The following is a 15,734-nucleotide window of genomic DNA, read 5'->3' as shown; positions in this document are numbered from 1 at the left end:
AGAGCGGTCACGGGCCTGAATGTCAAGATTTGCGCTGTTCGCGCAGCTTGGCAAACCAGTCGACCCGCTTTTTCAACTCGCGCTCGAAGCCACGCTCGACCGGCTGGTAGAGGACCGGGCGCTTCATCGTGTCGGGGAAGTAGTTCTGCCCCGAGAACCCGTCCTCGGCGTCGTGGTCATAGGCGTAGCCCGCACCGTAGCCCTGTTCCGACATCAGCTTGGTCGGGGCGTTCAGAATATGCTTCGGCGGCGGCTCCGAGCCGGTCTTCTGCGCCTGCGCCCGCGCCCCCTTGTAGGCGACGTAGCCCGCGTTGGATTTTGGCGCGAGTGCGAGATAGATCACCGTCTGCGCCAGCGCCAGCTCCCCCTCGGGCGAGCCGATGCGCTCGTAGATTTCCCACGCATGCAGCGCATGCGTCTGGGCCTGCGGATCGGCAAGCCCGATATCCTCCACCGCCATGCGCACGAAGCGCCGCGCGAGGTAGCGCGGATCCTCGCCGCCCTCCAGCATCCGCGCGAACCAATAGAGCGCGGCATCCGGGTCCGATCCGCGCACGGATTTATGGAGCGCCGAGATCAGGTTGTAATGCTCGTCGCCCGATTTGTCGTATTTCGCCGCGCGGCGCATCAGTCGGGTCGAGAGCGCGTCCGTGTCGAGATTGCCGGTCACTTTCCATGCCGCGACCTGCTCGATCAGGTTCAGAAGCGCGCGCCCGTCGCCATCGGCCATCTCCAGCAGCGCCTCGCGCGCCTTGCCGGTCAGCGGCAGGGGACGGCCGAGCGCCTTCTCGGCGCGCTGCGCGAGGCGCTCCAGATCGGCGAGGTCGAGCCGCTCGAGTACCATGACCTGCGCCCGGCTCAGCACAGCGGCGTTCAGCTCGAAGCTCGGATTCTCGGTGGTGGCCCCCACCAGCATGATCGTGCCGTCTTCCATATGCGGCAGGAAGCTGTCCTGCTGCGCCTTGTTGAAACGGTGAATCTCGTCGACGAAGAGGAGCGTGCCCCTGCCCTGCCCGCGCCGAAGCTTGGCAGCTTCGAAGACTTTGCGCAGTTCCGGCACGCCGGTGAAGATTGCGGAAATCTGTACGAAGGCGCGGTCGGAGGCATCGGCCAGCAGTCGCGCGATGGTCGTTTTGCCGACGCCGGGCGGCCCCCAAAGGATCAGCGAGCCAAGCGAGCCCGCGGCCAGCATCGCACCCAGCGGCCCATCGGGGCCAAGCACCTGCTCCTGACCGATCACCTCACCCAGCGTTTTGGGGCGGATGCGATCGGCGAGCGGGCGCGGCGCTTCGGGCGCAGGCGCGGAGGGATCGGGGGGCGTGTCGAATAGGTCGGCCATGATGGCGTGAACCTAGTGATTAGCTCGGCTCACGAAAAGCCCCCGTGCGTGTGGGGTCGCACGGGAGCCCTGATCTCCCCCACGCTTTCAATGAAGGTTCTGGGAAAAGTCCATCGACACGACCTGGTTCTTGATCCCGTCGATCTCCATGACCGGCCCCATCGCCGTCATGTCCACTCCAACCCGACCCGCCCAACGCGGCCAATTCGCGTTCAGAAGGGTAAGGGCGGAGCTTGCGCCGAGTTGCCGGGCAGAATTGCCGATTTCCTGCACGAGTCGCGCATGGACCTTGCGGCGCAGCGCCATCGGAACGTCATGCGACACGAAGAGACGCGAGCTTTCCCACACGGTCTCGCTGACCGGAGCTTCGTCATAGAGAAGATCTGACGGGATCGTCGCGAGTAGCCCACGCTGCGCGTCGCGGATCATGTAGCTGTAGATCCCGCAGGTTGCCGTCGTGGGCGTGAGACGGTTGCCTGCCAGCACCTTGCCCAGTTCGTCATGGACCACCACCCAGCGGCTCGCCGGGGTGTCATACTGATCATATTCCATGCCCATCGCTTCAGGGAGGTCCCATTTGTTCTGGACGATGAAGAGCTCGCGACGTGCGCGCAGCATGTTTGCGAATAGCTCACCATGATTATGGAAATTGGTGAACGAAAGCGTAGTGGTCTGCATGTCTTCCTCCTGCAGGTTTAACACAGTACAGCCGTGCGGAGGGTCAACAACACTATAACAGGCGGAAATCCTTTGCGCGCTGAATAGCTTCGGCGGTCGTCCGAGCCATCAGTCTTGCGCGCGCAGAATTCAGCCGCGCCTTGAGCGCGCTTTCCGAAATTCCAAGTTTCGCGGCCGCCGCCGCGTGTCGGTCACCCCCAGCAACACAGCGCAGGGCTTCGATCTGAGCTCGCGTGAGTTCCTCAGGCGGTTCAGTCATATCGTGCATTTCACGCACGATAAGCTCGAAGGTCTCGATCTCGGTAAGGTCGAATTCCCGATCATCGCGCGCCATGCTTGCGATAGTACGGGACCGGATCGGGCCGCATGAGACTGTCGCCCCGTAGATAAGACCGTATTTCTTGGCCTCATCGAAGAGACGGAAAGGATCGGGTAGCCGCGGGTCGCTCCACCGGATTGCGCCGGTCTCGCTAAACCCCCAAGCAGTCATTGGGTCGCGGAGCACATAGCCGTTTGCGGTGTAATGATCGAGCCAAGCCTTGTCGTAAGTCTGGAACGTCATCAGCGGCGCCGTAAAACGAATATGCAGTCCAACAAAATAACCACCTGGAGCTAAACGATCCAAGTCACGGAGTTTCAAATCGATTCTGCTCTGTATCGACATATCTTTTTAGACAGTTTGGAATTAACCCGGTCAACTTAAAAGTGTTCGCGCCCTGCGGAGTTCGCTCCGACAGTGGCTTTACGTCCCCACTCGCCCTCGCGTTTACACTCGCGAAAGCTTCACACCTGCGCAATAACCTTTTGCGCGAGAATTGCGTGAAAATGCAGGCGGAAATAAGAAAATCCCGCCCAAAAGGCGGGATTTCCCAGTACTCGTTGATTTCGCAGGGAAATCATCTGCGAGGATCAATCCTCTGCAGCCTCTTCGGCTTCGACGCGTGCTTTATCTGCAGCACCTTTGGCGTCCAGATCGCGGTCGACGAATTCGATGATCGCCATCGGCGCCATGTCGCCGTAACGGAAACCGGCTTTCAAAATGCGAACGTAGCCGCCCTGACGCTCCTTGTAGCGCGGGCCGAGGATGTCGAACAGCTTCGCGACATACTGGTCCTGCTTGAGCTGCGAGGCCGCCTGACGGCGAGCGTGCAGATCGCCGCGCTTGGCGAGCGTGACCAGCTTCTCGATGACCGGGCGCAGTTCTTTCGCCTTCGGCAGGGTCGTCTTGATCTGCTCGTGCTCGATCAGCGAGCCAGCCATGTTGGCGAAGAGCGCCTTGCGGTGCTCATGGGTACGGTTGAGGCGGCGGTAGCCACGTGCGTGACGCATTGTCATTCTCCAATCTTGCGTTTTGCTTTGTCAGGCCGGCGATGCGTGTCACCGACTCACCTTGGGGTCTTGTGACCCAGATAGTCCCCGGCAGTCCGGGCATTGGAGGGGCGTTTAGCCAACGCCCCTCAATTCGTCAATCAGAACTGGTCTTCGAAACGCTTGGCCAGATCTTCGATGTTCTCCGGCGGCCAATCTTCGACTTCCATCCCGAGATGCAGCCCCATGCCCGAGAGCACTTCCTTGATCTCGTTCAGCGACTTGCGGCCGAAGTTCGGGGTGCGGAGCATCTCGGCTTCGGTTTTCTGGATCAGGTCGCCGATATAGACGATGTTGTCGTTCTTCAGGCAGTTCGCCGAACGCACGGACAGTTCCAGCTCGTCCACTTTCTTCAGCAGAAGCGGGTTGAACTCGAGACCGTCGTCCTGGTCCTGCTTGCCAGCCGATTCCGGCTCTTCGAAGTTGACGAAGATCGAAAGCTGGTCCTGCAGGATGCGGGCAGCGAAGGCCACCGCGTCCTCGGCTGACAGCGAACCGTCGGTCTCGACCTTCATGGTCAGCTTGTCATAGTCCAGAACCTGACCTTCACGGGTCGGCTGCACTTCGTAGGCGACTTTCTTGACCGGCGAATAGATCGCGTCGACGGGAATCAGGCCGATGGGCGCATCCTCGGGACGGTTCTTGTCGGCGGCGACGTAGCCCTTGCCGGTGTTCACGGTCAATTCCATGAACAGGTCGGCGCCATCGTCGAGGTGGCAGATCACGTGATCCTTGTTCAGGACCTCGATGCCCGCGGTCTCGGTAATGTCGCCAGCGGTCACGACGCCCGGGCCCTTGGCCGAGATCGAGAGGCGCTTCGGACCTTCAACGTCCATACGCAGAGCCACGCCCTTGAGGTTCAGGACGATATCGGTCACGTCTTCACGAACGCCCGCGACCGACGAGAACTCGTGCAGCACGTTGTCGATCTGGACGCTGGTGATCGCGGCGCCCTGAAGCGACGAGAGCAGTACGCGGCGCAGCGCGTTGCCGAGCGTCAGGCCAAAGCCACGCTCGAGCGGTTCGGCGACGATCGTCGCCTGACGCAGCGGGTCGTTGCCGGGCTTGATTTCAAGCTGCGTCGGCTTGATGAGTTCAGCCCAATTCTTGTGGATCATGCGTTTGCCTCCATACCTGTCCCAGACCCATGCCCAAAGTCGGGGACGCCCGAGGATAAAACCGAAAAATGCGGGCGGGCCGCACGGGAACTCCGCGCGGCCCGACCGTCGTAATCTAGATTAGACGCGGCGACGCTTCGGCGGGCGGCAGCCGTTATGGGCGATCGGGGTCACGTCACGGATCGAGGTGACGGTCAGACCGACCGCAGCCAGCGCGCGCAGCGCCGATTCACGACCCGAACCCGGACCCTGAACTTCGACGTCCACGGTGCGCAGACCGTGTTCCTGAGCCTTCTTGGCCGCATCTTCCGCAGCCATCTGAGCGGCGTAGGGGGTCGACTTGCGCGAGCCCTTGAAGCCCATCGTGCCAGCCGACGACCACGAGATCGCGTTGCCCTGCACGTCAGAGATCAGGATTTTGGTGTTGTTGAACGAGGAGTTCACATGAACAACGCCAGCGGCGATGTTCTTGCGTTCCTTGCGCTTAGCGCGAACCTTATCACGAGCCATTTGTCCTGCCTCCCCTTACTTCTTCTTGCCAGCGATGGGTTTCGCCGGGCCTTTGCGCGTGCGCGCATTCGTATGGGTGCGCTGACCGCGCACGGGCAGGTTGCGACGATGACGCAGGCCACGGTAGCAGCCGAGATCCATCAGGCGCTTGACGTTCATCTGAACTTCACGGCGCAGGTCGCCCTCGACGGTGTAGTTGGCGTCGATATGTTCGCGGATCGCGAGCACTTCGGAGTCCGAAAGCTCGTTGACGCGACGGGTCACGTCGATACCCGTGGCTTCGCAAATCTGCTTAGCCGAATGGGGACCGATCCCGGTGATGTAGGTAAGTGCGATCGGGACGCGTTTCCCGGTCGGAATGTTGACGCCAGCAATACGAGCCAAAGCGTGTATCCTTTCGTTGCGAGCCCGTAACCCCAGGCCCTTTTTTCACAACACGAGGCCCGAAACTGGCGCTTCGGACCCCACGATTAATCCCCGAGGGAATCTCTCCCTTTTCGGAAACGATTCTCATCGGAGACGCCGTGACCTAGAGGTAAACGCCCTCCGGGTCAAGGCTTCTTTTACGATTACCCTTGCTGGTCGAGAATCCGCGCGATCGAGGTCGCTACGGTCTCGATTTCGGCCAGCCCGTCGATCGTGAACAGATCGCCCGCGTGGTAGTAATAGCCGGTCAGTGGAGAGGTCTTCTTGTAATACTCCATCAACCGGGTGCGCAGGCTTTCTTCGTTGTCATCCGCACGACGCTTCACGTCGGTGCCGCCGCACTTCTCGCATTTGCCATCCGCGGGCCAGGGCTTGGTCTGATCATGATAGACCTCGCCGCAACCACCGCAGGTCGAGCGGCCGGTGATGCGGGCGACAAGCGCCTCGTCATCGACCTGCATCTCAATCACCGCGTCGAGCTTGGTGCCCATCTTGGCGAGCAGCTTGCCCAGGGCATCGGCCTGGCCCAGCGTCCGCGGGAAGCCGTCGAAAATGAAGCCTTCGCCACCGGCGGCGAGCTTTTCCTCGATCAGACCGATGACGATCTCGTCGGTCACCAGCTGGCCCTTGGCCATCACTTCGGCGACGACATTGCCCATCTCGGTGCCCGAGTCCTTCGCCTCTCGCAGCATGTCGCCGGTCGAGAGCTGGACCATGCCGCGCTCTTCGACGAGACGGCGGGCCTGGGTGCCCTTGCCCGCGCCAGGCGGGCCGAGAAGAATGATATTTGCCATGTCGGCTCCCCCTGAAAACGCTTGGCGGATTTAGCGGCGCGCGGGCGGCTTGCGCGGCCCCTTCTTCTTCTTGCCCGAACGGCCGCGAAGCTGCGAACGCTCGATCAGACCCTCGTATTGGTGGGCCAGAAGATGCGACTGAATTTGGTTGATGGTGTCCATCGAAACGGTGACCACGATCAGAACCGAGGTGCCGCCGAAGTAGAACGGGATGGACAGCTGCGAACGCAGGATCTCGGGCAGAAGGCAGACCGCCGCGAGATAGGCAGAGCCGATCACCAGAACGCGGCTGACGACGTAGTCGAGATATTCCTCGGTCTTCTTGCCGGGACGGATGCCGGGCACGAAGCCGCCCTGATTTTTCAGGTTATCCGCGACCTCGTCCGATTTGAACGACACGTTCGCGGTGTAGAAATAGGCGAAGAACACGATCATCGCGACGTAGAACAGCAGATACAGCGGCTGACCCGGGCCGAAATAGGCGAGGATCGTCGACATCACGGGACCGGTGTTCTGGCCCGAGAAAGTCGCGATGGTGGTCGGCAGCAGCAGGAGCGACGAGGCGAAGATCGCCGGGATGACGCCCGCCGGGTTCACCTTGATCGGCAGGTGGCTGGAGCCGCCGTCATAGACCTTCATCCCCACCTGACGGCGCGGATACTGGATATGGATCTTGCGCAGCGCGCGTTCCATGAAGACGACGAAGGTGATCACGATCGCGATCATCAGGATCACCCCGAGGATCACCGGAGTGGAGATCGCACCCGCACGCCCCTGCTCGAGGAAGCGGGCCAGAGCCGCCGGGATTTCCGCGACGATACCGACGAAGATGATGAGCGAGATGCCGTTGCCGATGCCGCGTGCGGTGATCTGCTCACCCAGCCACATCAGGAACATTGTGCCGCCGACGAGCGTGATGACCACGGCTGCGACGAAGAACAGGCCCGGATCGTGTGCCAGATCGCCCTTCTCGAGCGAGACGGCCAGCCCCCATGCCTGGAAGGTCGCCAGGGCCACGGTCGCATAGCGCGTGATCTGGTTGATCTTCTTGCGGCCCTGCTCGCCTTCCTTCTTCATCTGCTCGAGTGCGGGCACCAGAGCGGTCAGAAGCTGGATGATGATCGAGGCCGAGATATAGGGCATGATGCCGAGTGCGAAGACACCCATCCGACCGAGCGCGCCGCCCGTGAACATCGACAACACGCCGCCAAGGCCGGAGCCCGCGCTTTGCATGAATTCGCGCAGTGCCTGCGCGTCGATGCCCGGAACCGGAATATAGGTGCCAAGGCGGTAGATGATCAGCAAACCAATGGTGAAGAAGATGCGCTGGCGCAGCTCGGTGGCTTTGCCCAGGGCGTCCCAGCTGAGGTTCGCCGCCATTTGCTCTGCAGCAGATGCCATATGCTCGTCTCTTTCATGTAAAGCGCCGCCCAACCGGTTCCCGGTCGGCGGCGCCTAGAAAACCTTCGCCTATGTAATCGGGCCGGGGCCCGCTCACAACAGCTTATTCAGCGGCCTGCGCCACCGTGACCGAGCCGCCAGCCTTCTCGACAGCCTCGATGGCCGATTTCGAAGCGCCGGTGACCTTCAGAGCCACTTTCGACTTGATGTCGCCCTTGGCGAGAACGCGCACGCCATCGAGCTTGCGGCGCACGACACCGGCCGCGACCAGAGCGTCTTCGGTGATGTCCGATTTCGCGTCGAGCTTGCCGGCTTCGATGAATTTCTCGATCTGGCCGAGGTTCACGACGTTGAACTTCTTCGCGTTCGGCTTGGTGAAGCCACGCTTCGGAAGACGACGATAGAGCGGCATCTGGCCGCCTTCGTAACCGTTCAGGGCCACACCCGAACGCGACTTCTGACCTTTGATACCACGGCCAGCCATCTTGCCCTTGCCCGAGCCGGGACCGCGGGCGACGCGCTTTTTCTTCTGGGCCGCGCCTTCGTTGTCGCGCAGTTCATTGAGTTTCATATCGCTTCTCCTTGCCGGAACACCTTCCCGAAGCGAGTGCGGAAGGGACACGGCTTTTTGCGTTGATTCTGATGCGGCCGTCGGGCCACCGGGGGCGTATAGTGCGTTTGCCCCGCGCACGCAACTCCCGCGTTCGCGCTTTGGGCGGTGGCTTGGGCTGCCGTTCCCCTCGTCTGCCCGGTGACATTTTCTCCGCCTCGCTTGACCTTCCCACCCCCCTCTCGCTACTGCAGATGCAGTATTTGCGAGGGACATTCATGAGGCGCATCCTGATCACCGGCACCGCGGGCTTCATCGGTTACCATCTGGCGAAGCTGCTGCTCGACGAAGGTTACCGGGTGCATGGCTATGACGGGATGACCGACTATTATGATGTCGCCCTCAAACAGCGCCGCCATGCGATGCTGCTGCAGAACCCGAATTTCTCCGCGACCGAGGGGATGCTCGAAGATCTCGAGACCTTCGACGCGATGGCGGATGAGTTCAAACCCGAGATCATCGTCCATCTCGCAGCTCAAGCCGGCGTGCGCTACAGCCTCGAACAGCCCCGCGCCTATATCGAGGCGAATATCGTGGGCACCTTCAACGTGATGGAGGCCGCGCGCCGCCACGAGGTTAAGCACCTGCTGATGGCCTCGACCTCGTCGGTCTACGGCGCGAACGAGGACATGCCCTATGCCGAGACCGACAAGGCAGACACGCAGCTGACGATCTACGCGGCGACGAAGAAGGCGACCGAGTCGATGGGCCATTCCTATGCTCACCTGTGGAACCTGCCGACGACCATGTTCCGCTTCTTCACGGTCTATGGGCCGTGGGGCCGTCCTGATATGGCGCTGTTCAAGTTCACCGATGCGATCCTGAACGACCGCCCGATCGACATCTATAACCATGGCGAGATGTATCGCGACTTCACCTATGTCGAAGACCTCGTGCGCGGCATCCGCCTGTTGATCGACGCAGTCCCCGAGCGCCCCGCCTCGCGCGACGAGATCGCCGAGGGCGACAGCCTTTCGCCCGTGGCCCCCTACCGGATCGTCAATATCGGCAATTCCGACAAGGTGAAGCTTCTGGATTTCGTCGATGCGCTGGAGGCCGAGCTGGGCCGCCCCGCAAAGCGCAATTACATGGAGATGCAGAAAGGCGACGTGCCCGCGACATGGGCCGATGCCTCGCTTCTGCAAAGCCTTACCGGATACCGTCCGCAGACGAATGTCCGCGAGGGGATCGCGAAATTCGTGGCGTGGTTCCGCGACTATTACGGGAAATAACCGGGGCGCCCCTTGCCGCAGCGCAGCAATCGCCTAAGTCACGGGGCTGATACTCGCGCTACACGCCTATTTTCGGAGACTACCATGACGCTCGAACCCCGCCACGCGCGGGCCGTGATCCTGTCGCTGGCCCTTGGCACTTTCGGTATCGGCGTGATCGAATTCGCGTCCATGGGGCTGCTGCCCTATTACGCGGCCGATTTCGGGATCACCGAGGCGCGGGCCGGTCATGCGATCTCGGTCTATGCGCTTGGCGTCGTGATCGGCGCGCCGCTTCTGGCGGTGATCGGCGCGAAAATCCCGCGCAAGCAGTTCCTGATCGGGCTGATGGGGTTCTATGCGGTGGCGAACCTGCTGGCCGGGTTCGCACCGAATATGGATAGCTTCATGGCGGCGCGCTTCGCCTCGGGCCTGCCGCATGGGGCCTATTTCGGGATGGCGATGCTGTTCGCCGCTGACCTGATGCCCGTAGGCAAACGCGCGCAGGGCATCGCGATGGTGATCTCCGGCCTGACGATCGCGAATATCGTGGGCGTGCCGCTGGCGGGGGCGATCGGCCAGAATTTCGGCTGGCGCTGGGGCTTTGCTATCGTGGCGGTGATCTGCGCGGCTTCGGCCCTGATGATCGCGCGCGTCGCCCCTGCGACACCGCGCGATCCGAACGCCAGCCCGATGCGCGAGCTCGGTGCTCTGGCCAATCGCTCGGTCTGGCTGACGCTTCTTGTAGGCTCGATCGGCTTCGGCGGCATCTTCGCGGTCTATTCCTACCTGTCAGCGGCGATGATCGACACGCAGGCAGGCCCCGCCTGGACGATCCCTGTGGCACTGTCCGCCTTCGGCGTGGGCGGCACGCTGGGCAACTGGATTTCGGGCAAGCTCTCTGATTGGTCGCGCTTCGGCGCGGGGGTGATCCTGCTTTGCGGGATGATGGTGATGTCGATCCTCTACACCTTCACCATCGGCAACTGGGTCGCGATGTCGGTGGCGATGGTCGCGCTCGGCTCGACCGCCGGGATGGTGATCCCGATGCAGATGCGGCTGATGGAAGTCGCGGGCGAGGCTCAGACGCTCGCCGCTGCCCTCAATCACGCGGCCTTCAATCTCGCCAACGCGATCGGGCCGTTTCTTGCCGGGATCGCGCTGGCGGAAGGCTATGGCTGGACCGCCACAGGTTATGTCGGTGCGGGGCTGGCAGCGGCGGGGCTTGTCTTCCTTGCCATCGCGTGGATCGACAGCCGTCGCCCCGCCGCCGTTCCCGCTTAGGCTTTCTCGATACGCACCGGGACGCCCTTGGAGCCGGGCGTCTTCGACAGCTCGTCATTGAGCCCCACCGGCACCAGCACGTTGCACTCGGGGTAATAGCCCCCGACCGTGCCGCGCGGCAGCTCGAACGTGACGACCTTCAGCCCGGTCTTGCTGCGTACGACCCCATCATCCATGTCGCCATGGACAACCACAGGGTCGCCGTGCTCGAGCCCCAGATCGGCCATGTCGATCTTGTTCATCAAGAGCACGTCACGCGTCCCCTCGATCCCGCGGAAGCGGTCCGAATAGCCGTAGATCGTGGTGTTGAACTGGTCGTTGGAGCGCATCGTGATCATCCGGTAGCGGCCCGGTTTGTCGTCGAACCCCAGCGCGTTGAGCTTGGACGGCGTCGTGAACTCCAGCTTGCCACTCTCGGTCTTCCAGATGCGATCATGCGCCGGATTGCCGCGCCAGAACCCGCCCGGCTCGTTCAGTCGCTCGTTGAAGCCGCGGAAGTCGTCCGGGTAGGTCGCCTCGATCAGGTCTCGGACCTTGGAGTAGTCCTTCACCCACTCGTCCCATTTCAGCTTCGGGTTAGGCTCGCAGATCGCCTTCGCGATGCTACAGGTGATCGCCAGCTCGGATTTTAGCTTGTCCGACGCGGGCGCACCCTTGCCGAGAGAGCCATGGATCATCGAAAAGCTGTCCTCGACCGAGACGTATTGGTTACCCGTTTCCTGCTCGTCCTTTTCCGACCGGCTCAGACAGGGGAGGATATAAGCCACCTCGCCCGGATAGAGATGGGAACGGTTGAGCTTCGTCGAGATCATCACCGTGAGCTTCTGCTTCGGCCACGCCTCTTCTATCCGGTCGCTATCGGGTAGCGCGCGAACCAAGTTGCCGCCGAGCGAGAAGGTAGCCGAGACCTTGCCCTCCAGCATCGCCTGCGCGGCGTCGACGATGTGGAAACCGTCTTCCTGCGGCGGCTCGAAATCGTAGAGCTCGCGCAGCTTGTCCATCGGGATCAGCTTCGCCTTTTCGGCGATGCCCACCGTACGCTGGCCCTGAACGTTGGAGTGGCCGCGCACCGGGCAGCACCCCGCGCCCTTGCGCCCGATATTGCCGCGCAGCGCGAGGAAGTTCACCAGCATCCCGATATTGGTCGCCCCATGCGCGTGCTGAGTAAGCCCCATGCCATAGACGCCGATGACCTTCTGGGCGTGGATGTAGACATCCGCCGCCTGCCGCAGCTCGGCCTCGGACAGCCCGCATTCCTCGGTGATTTGTTCCCACGACGTCGTGCGGCAGAAGGTCAGGAACTCGTCGTAATTGATCGCGTGCTCTTTCAGGAACTCCCAGTCGACGACCGCTGGGCGACCCTGCGCCTGGGCTTTCTCGTCCTCTTCGAGCACCGCCTTGCACAGGCCGGTCAGCGCCGCGATGTCCGAGCCTGCCTTCAACTGGTGATACTGGTCGGAGATCTTGGTTTCGTGGCCCCGCGCCATGTCGTAGAGGTTCTGCGGATCGACGAAGCTGACGAGCCCCTGTTCCTTCACCGGATTGAAGGTGACGATCTTCGCCCCGCGATCCTTCGCCGCCTTTAGCGGATGCAGGAAACGCGGCGAGTTGGTGCCGGGGTTCTGACCGAAGAAGAAGAAGCAGTCGGTCTCTTCGAGATCTTCCCAGAGAATGGTGCCGACCGGCGAGCCGATCACCTTCTTGAGGCCGACCGAAGTCGTCTCGTGGCACATGTTGGAGCTTTGCGGCAGGTTGTTGTTGCCGTAGGCGCGCGCCATCAGAGCCCAGAGATAGCTCGCTTCCAGCCCGGCATGGCCCGAGGAATAGAATACGACCTCTTTCTTCGGCAGCCCCTTCAGGATCGTCCCGATCTCTGAGAAAGCCTCGTCCCAGCTGGCCTCGATATAGCGGTCGGAGGCGCGATCGTAGCGCATCGGCGCGGTCAGGCGGCCGGTCTTTTCCAGCTCGTGATCGGGCCAGTCCTTGAGTTCCGCAACCGTATGATCATCCCAGAACTCGGGCGTGTGGCGCGATTTCGTCATCTCCCAGAGCGTCGCCTTCGCCCCGTTTTCGCAGAATTCGAACGGGTGGTAATTGGCAGGTTTCGGGAAGGCGCAGGAGGCGCACATGAAGCCGCCCGGCTTGTTCTGCCGCTCGAGTTCGCGCAGCACGTCAGGCGAAGAAGGCCAGGATTCACCGAAGATCCGGGCGATACCCTTCAACGAGCCCCACCCGCCCGACGGGCCGCTTTCTTCGGGAAGTTTATCTAGCTTGTCAGACATGGCGCGCAGCTCCTCCGGTTTTGGTCCGCGCAGATACGAGCACGCGCGCCCCGAGGGACGCGCGTAGGCCGGGCTTACCGGCTGAAGGCGACATATGGAAAACGTCGGGCATGAAATCTGTACGCGGGATATGGATCACGCAGACCCAACCAAGCGTTTGCGCCCCCGGTTCCAGCGGTTCTCGCGCCTCACTCAGTAGTGATGTTCATGCTCGGACGTCTTGCCGCGGAACACCCAGTAGGCATAGGCCGTATAAGCAAGGATGATCGGCAGGAAAATCGCCGCGCCGACAAGGATGAAGCCCTGCGACATCGCCGGTGTGGAGGCCTCGCGGATGGTGATCGAGGCGGGCACGATATAGGGGAAGATCGACAGTCCCAGTCCCGCGAAACACAGCACGAAGATAGCGATCCCCGACAGGTAGGCGACGACGCCTCGGTCCGAGCGGATCGCCGTCCAGTAGCCGAAGCCCGCCACGAGCAGCAAAAGCGGCACCACCGCGCTCCAGATCACGCCCGGCCATTGGAACCAGCGGTGATAATATTCCGGATGCAGGAACGGGGTGGCGAGCGAAGCGAGGCCGATGAACCCCAGCGTCGCGATCAGCGCGCGCTCCCCGATCCGGCGCGCCAGATCATAGAGCCCGTGCGAAGTCTTGATGACCAGCCAGGCCGCCCCCAGCATCACGTAGCCCGCCACCAGCGCCAGCGCGGTGCCGAGCGAGAAGAAGCTCACCCAGTCGAACGGGCCGCCGGTAAAGGTCCGGTCGGTCACTTCGGGGCCGCGCAGCAGCCCGCCGAGGATCGCGCCCTGCGCCAGCGTCGCGACGAGCGAGCCGCCGAAGAACGCCCGGTCCCACAGCCGCTGCCAGCGCCGGGTCTTGCCGCGAAACTCGAAGGCCACCCCCCGGAAAGCGAGCGCGAGCAGCATTATGACGATTGGGATATAAAGTGCGTTCAGGATGATCCCGTAGGCCAGCGGAAAGACGGCAAGCAGACCGCCGCCGCCCATCACCAGCCATGTCTCGTTGCCGTCCCAGACCGGGGCGACCGAGTTCATCGCGCGGGTGCGGTTCTCCTCGGAGCCGAGGAACGGAAACAGGATGCCGATGCCGAGATCGAACCCGTCGAGCACCACGTAGGTCAGGATCGCGAAGGCGATGATCGCGGCCCAGATGTCGGGCAGGTAATGCGCAAATCCGGTCATGCGTGGGCCCCCTCTTTCTCGGTCGTCACATCATTGGCGAGCATCGCGCCCGCCACGCCGCCTGCGCGCTGCGGCGTGTTCTCCACCGGCTCGGCACCTTCCGGTCCGCGCCGCATCAGCCGCAGCAGGTAGAAGGTGCCCGAACCGAAGAGGAAGGCATAGACCACGACGAACCCGATCAGCGCGGCCCAGGCCTGCCCCGCCGTCAGCGAGGACACGGACTCCGCCGTCGTGAAGTGACCGTAGATGGTGTAGGGCTGGCGGCCGAATTCGGTGGTGAACCAGCCCATGATGATCGCGAGGAAGCCGCCCGGCGCGAAGACCAGCGCCACCTTGTGGAACAGGCCCGGCTCGTGCAGGCGCTTGCGCCACATCAGCCAGCCGCCCCAGAGCCCGATCGCGGCGAAGGCGAAGCCGAGCCCCACCATGATCCGGAAGGTGAAGAAGACGATCGTCATCGGCGGGCGCTCATTCGGCGGGAAGTCCCCGAGGCCCGGCACCTCGCCATCGAGCGAGTGGGTCAGGATCAGCGAGGACGCATAGGGCACCTCGATCTTGTAATCGGTGCGCTCCTTGCTCGGGTTCGGGATGCCGAAGAGGATCAGCCCGGCACCCTTGCTGGTCTCCCAATGCCCTTCCATCGCCGCGATCTTGGCAGGCTGATGTTCGAGCGTATTGAGCCCGTGCTGGTCGCCGGCGAAGATCTGGATCGGTGCGGTCACGAGGATCATCCCGATCGCCATGCGGAACATGGTGCGCACGGCATCGTCCGCATTGCCCCGGATGTGATGCCACGCGCCGACACCCGCCACGACGAGCGCGGTCGTGAGATAGGCCGCCAGCACCATGTGCACGAAACGATAGGGCAGCGAGGGATTGAAGATCACCTCGAGCCAGCTGGTCGGAATGAATTGGCCGACATCGTTGATCTTGAAGCCCTGCGGCGTCTGCATCCAGCTGTTCACAGAGAGAATCCAGAAGGCCGAGATCAAGGTGCCGACCGCGACCATCGTGACCGCGAACATGTAGATCCACTTGTTCACCCGGTTGCGGCCAAACAGCATGATCCCGAGGAAACCGGCCTCGAGGAAGAAGGCCGTCATCACCTCGTAGCCCATCAGCGGCCCGATCACCGGGCCCGCCTTGTCGGAAAAATGCGCGAAGTTCAGACCGAACTCGTAGGACATCACGACGCCCGAGACGACACCCATCCCGAAGACCACCGCGAAGATGTGTTTCCAGAACTCGAAAATTCGCTGGTAGACCTGTTTGCCGGTGATCATCCGCAGGGCTTCCAGCACCATCAGGTAGCTCGCCGTGCCGATCGAGAAGGCCGGGAAGACGATGTGTGCCGCGACGACGAAGGCGAATTGCGCCCGCGCCAGATCGAGTGTCGGTATGTCGAATATGCTCATGGTCGTCCGCGTTTCTGCACGTTACGTGATAAGAACTAGACTTACCCGAGGGTACGGCAACCGCCGGGCCATGGTTCAAACGTCGCAGCGTG

At 62.4% G+C, this 15,734-nt stretch carries 15 protein-coding genes; 2 read left to right on the top strand and 13 right to left on the bottom strand.

What is annotated here, in order from left to right:
• Positions 1-22: 22 nt before the first annotated feature.
• The 10 genes from B6V73_RS15035 to rplO form a co-directional block, all read right to left on the bottom strand.
• Positions 23-1,339, bottom strand: a complete 1,317-nt coding sequence (locus B6V73_RS15035) for a replication-associated recombination protein A (RefSeq protein WP_088725635.1) — start codon at positions 1,337-1,339, stop codon at positions 23-25.
• Between the two features lie 87 nt (positions 1,340-1,426).
• Positions 1,427-2,017 (bottom strand): acyl-homoserine-lactone synthase, encoded by a 591-nt coding sequence (locus B6V73_RS15030; RefSeq protein WP_075775950.1) that lies wholly within the window; start codon positions 2,015-2,017, stop codon positions 1,427-1,429.
• A 52-nt stretch (positions 2,018-2,069) separates the two neighbouring features.
• A complete protein-coding gene (locus tag B6V73_RS15025; RefSeq protein ID WP_088725634.1) occupies positions 2,070-2,681 on the bottom strand; it encodes an autoinducer binding domain-containing protein in 612 nt (203 codons plus the stop codon).
• Between the two features lie 245 nt (positions 2,682-2,926).
• On the bottom strand, positions 2,927-3,346 hold the full coding sequence (rplQ, locus tag B6V73_RS15020) for a 50S ribosomal protein L17 (RefSeq protein ID WP_075776021.1): 420 nt from the start codon (positions 3,344-3,346) through the stop codon (positions 2,927-2,929).
• Positions 3,347-3,486: 140 nt separating this feature from the next.
• Entirely contained in the window at positions 3,487-4,503 is a 1,017-nt protein-coding gene (locus B6V73_RS15015) for a DNA-directed RNA polymerase subunit alpha (RefSeq protein ID WP_075775948.1), read from the bottom strand.
• A 120-nt stretch (positions 4,504-4,623) separates the two neighbouring features.
• Positions 4,624-5,013, bottom strand: coding sequence for a 30S ribosomal protein S11 (gene rpsK, locus B6V73_RS15010; protein WP_038076914.1), 390 nt, complete (start codon positions 5,011-5,013; stop codon positions 4,624-4,626).
• Between the two features lie 15 nt (positions 5,014-5,028).
• Positions 5,029-5,397 (bottom strand): 30S ribosomal protein S13, encoded by a 369-nt coding sequence (rpsM, locus tag B6V73_RS15005; RefSeq protein ID WP_075775947.1) that lies wholly within the window; start codon positions 5,395-5,397, stop codon positions 5,029-5,031.
• A gap of 185 nt (positions 5,398-5,582) precedes the next feature.
• On the bottom strand, positions 5,583-6,233 hold the full coding sequence (locus tag B6V73_RS15000) for an adenylate kinase (RefSeq protein WP_088725633.1): 651 nt from the start codon (positions 6,231-6,233) through the stop codon (positions 5,583-5,585).
• A 30-nt stretch (positions 6,234-6,263) separates the two neighbouring features.
• Complete coding sequence (gene secY / locus B6V73_RS14995) at positions 6,264-7,634, bottom strand: preprotein translocase subunit SecY (RefSeq protein ID WP_075775945.1); 1,371 nt, start codon at positions 7,632-7,634, stop codon at positions 6,264-6,266.
• Positions 7,635-7,737: 103 nt separating this feature from the next.
• Positions 7,738-8,205, bottom strand: a complete 468-nt coding sequence (gene rplO / locus B6V73_RS14990; protein WP_075775944.1) for a 50S ribosomal protein L15 — start codon at positions 8,203-8,205, stop codon at positions 7,738-7,740.
• A 257-nt stretch (positions 8,206-8,462) separates the two neighbouring features.
• Between rplO and B6V73_RS14985 the strand changes: the two genes are divergently transcribed.
• Positions 8,463-9,476 (top strand): SDR family NAD(P)-dependent oxidoreductase, encoded by a 1,014-nt coding sequence (locus B6V73_RS14985; protein ID WP_088725632.1) that lies wholly within the window; start codon positions 8,463-8,465, stop codon positions 9,474-9,476.
• 84 nt (positions 9,477-9,560) lie between these two features.
• Complete coding sequence (locus B6V73_RS14980) at positions 9,561-10,739, top strand: MFS transporter (RefSeq protein WP_088725631.1); 1,179 nt, start codon at positions 9,561-9,563, stop codon at positions 10,737-10,739.
• On the opposite strand, the gene B6V73_RS14975 is transcribed toward B6V73_RS14980, so the two are convergent.
• From B6V73_RS14975 to B6V73_RS14965, 3 genes are all read right to left on the bottom strand, one after another.
• Complete coding sequence (locus B6V73_RS14975) at positions 10,736-13,021, bottom strand: FdhF/YdeP family oxidoreductase (protein WP_088725630.1); 2,286 nt, start codon at positions 13,019-13,021, stop codon at positions 10,736-10,738. The two genes, B6V73_RS14980 and B6V73_RS14975, sit on opposite strands and share 4 nt — an antisense overlap.
• 192 nt (positions 13,022-13,213) lie before the next feature.
• On the bottom strand, positions 13,214-14,227 hold the full coding sequence (cydB, locus tag B6V73_RS14970) for a cytochrome d ubiquinol oxidase subunit II (RefSeq protein WP_088720344.1): 1,014 nt from the start codon (positions 14,225-14,227) through the stop codon (positions 13,214-13,216).
• A complete protein-coding gene (locus B6V73_RS14965) occupies positions 14,224-15,642 on the bottom strand; it encodes a cytochrome ubiquinol oxidase subunit I (RefSeq protein ID WP_075775939.1) in 1,419 nt (472 codons plus the stop codon). Before B6V73_RS14965 ends, cydB begins: the two co-directional genes overlap by 4 nt.
• Between the last annotated feature and the right edge of the window lie 92 nt (positions 15,643-15,734).

Origin of the sequence: Thioclava sp. JM3 (genome assembly GCF_002213185.1) — a bacterium.
Classification (GTDB): domain Bacteria; phylum Pseudomonadota; class Alphaproteobacteria; order Rhodobacterales; family Rhodobacteraceae; genus Thioclava; species Thioclava nitratireducens.
This window is presented reverse-complemented; position numbering and strand designations above follow the sequence as displayed.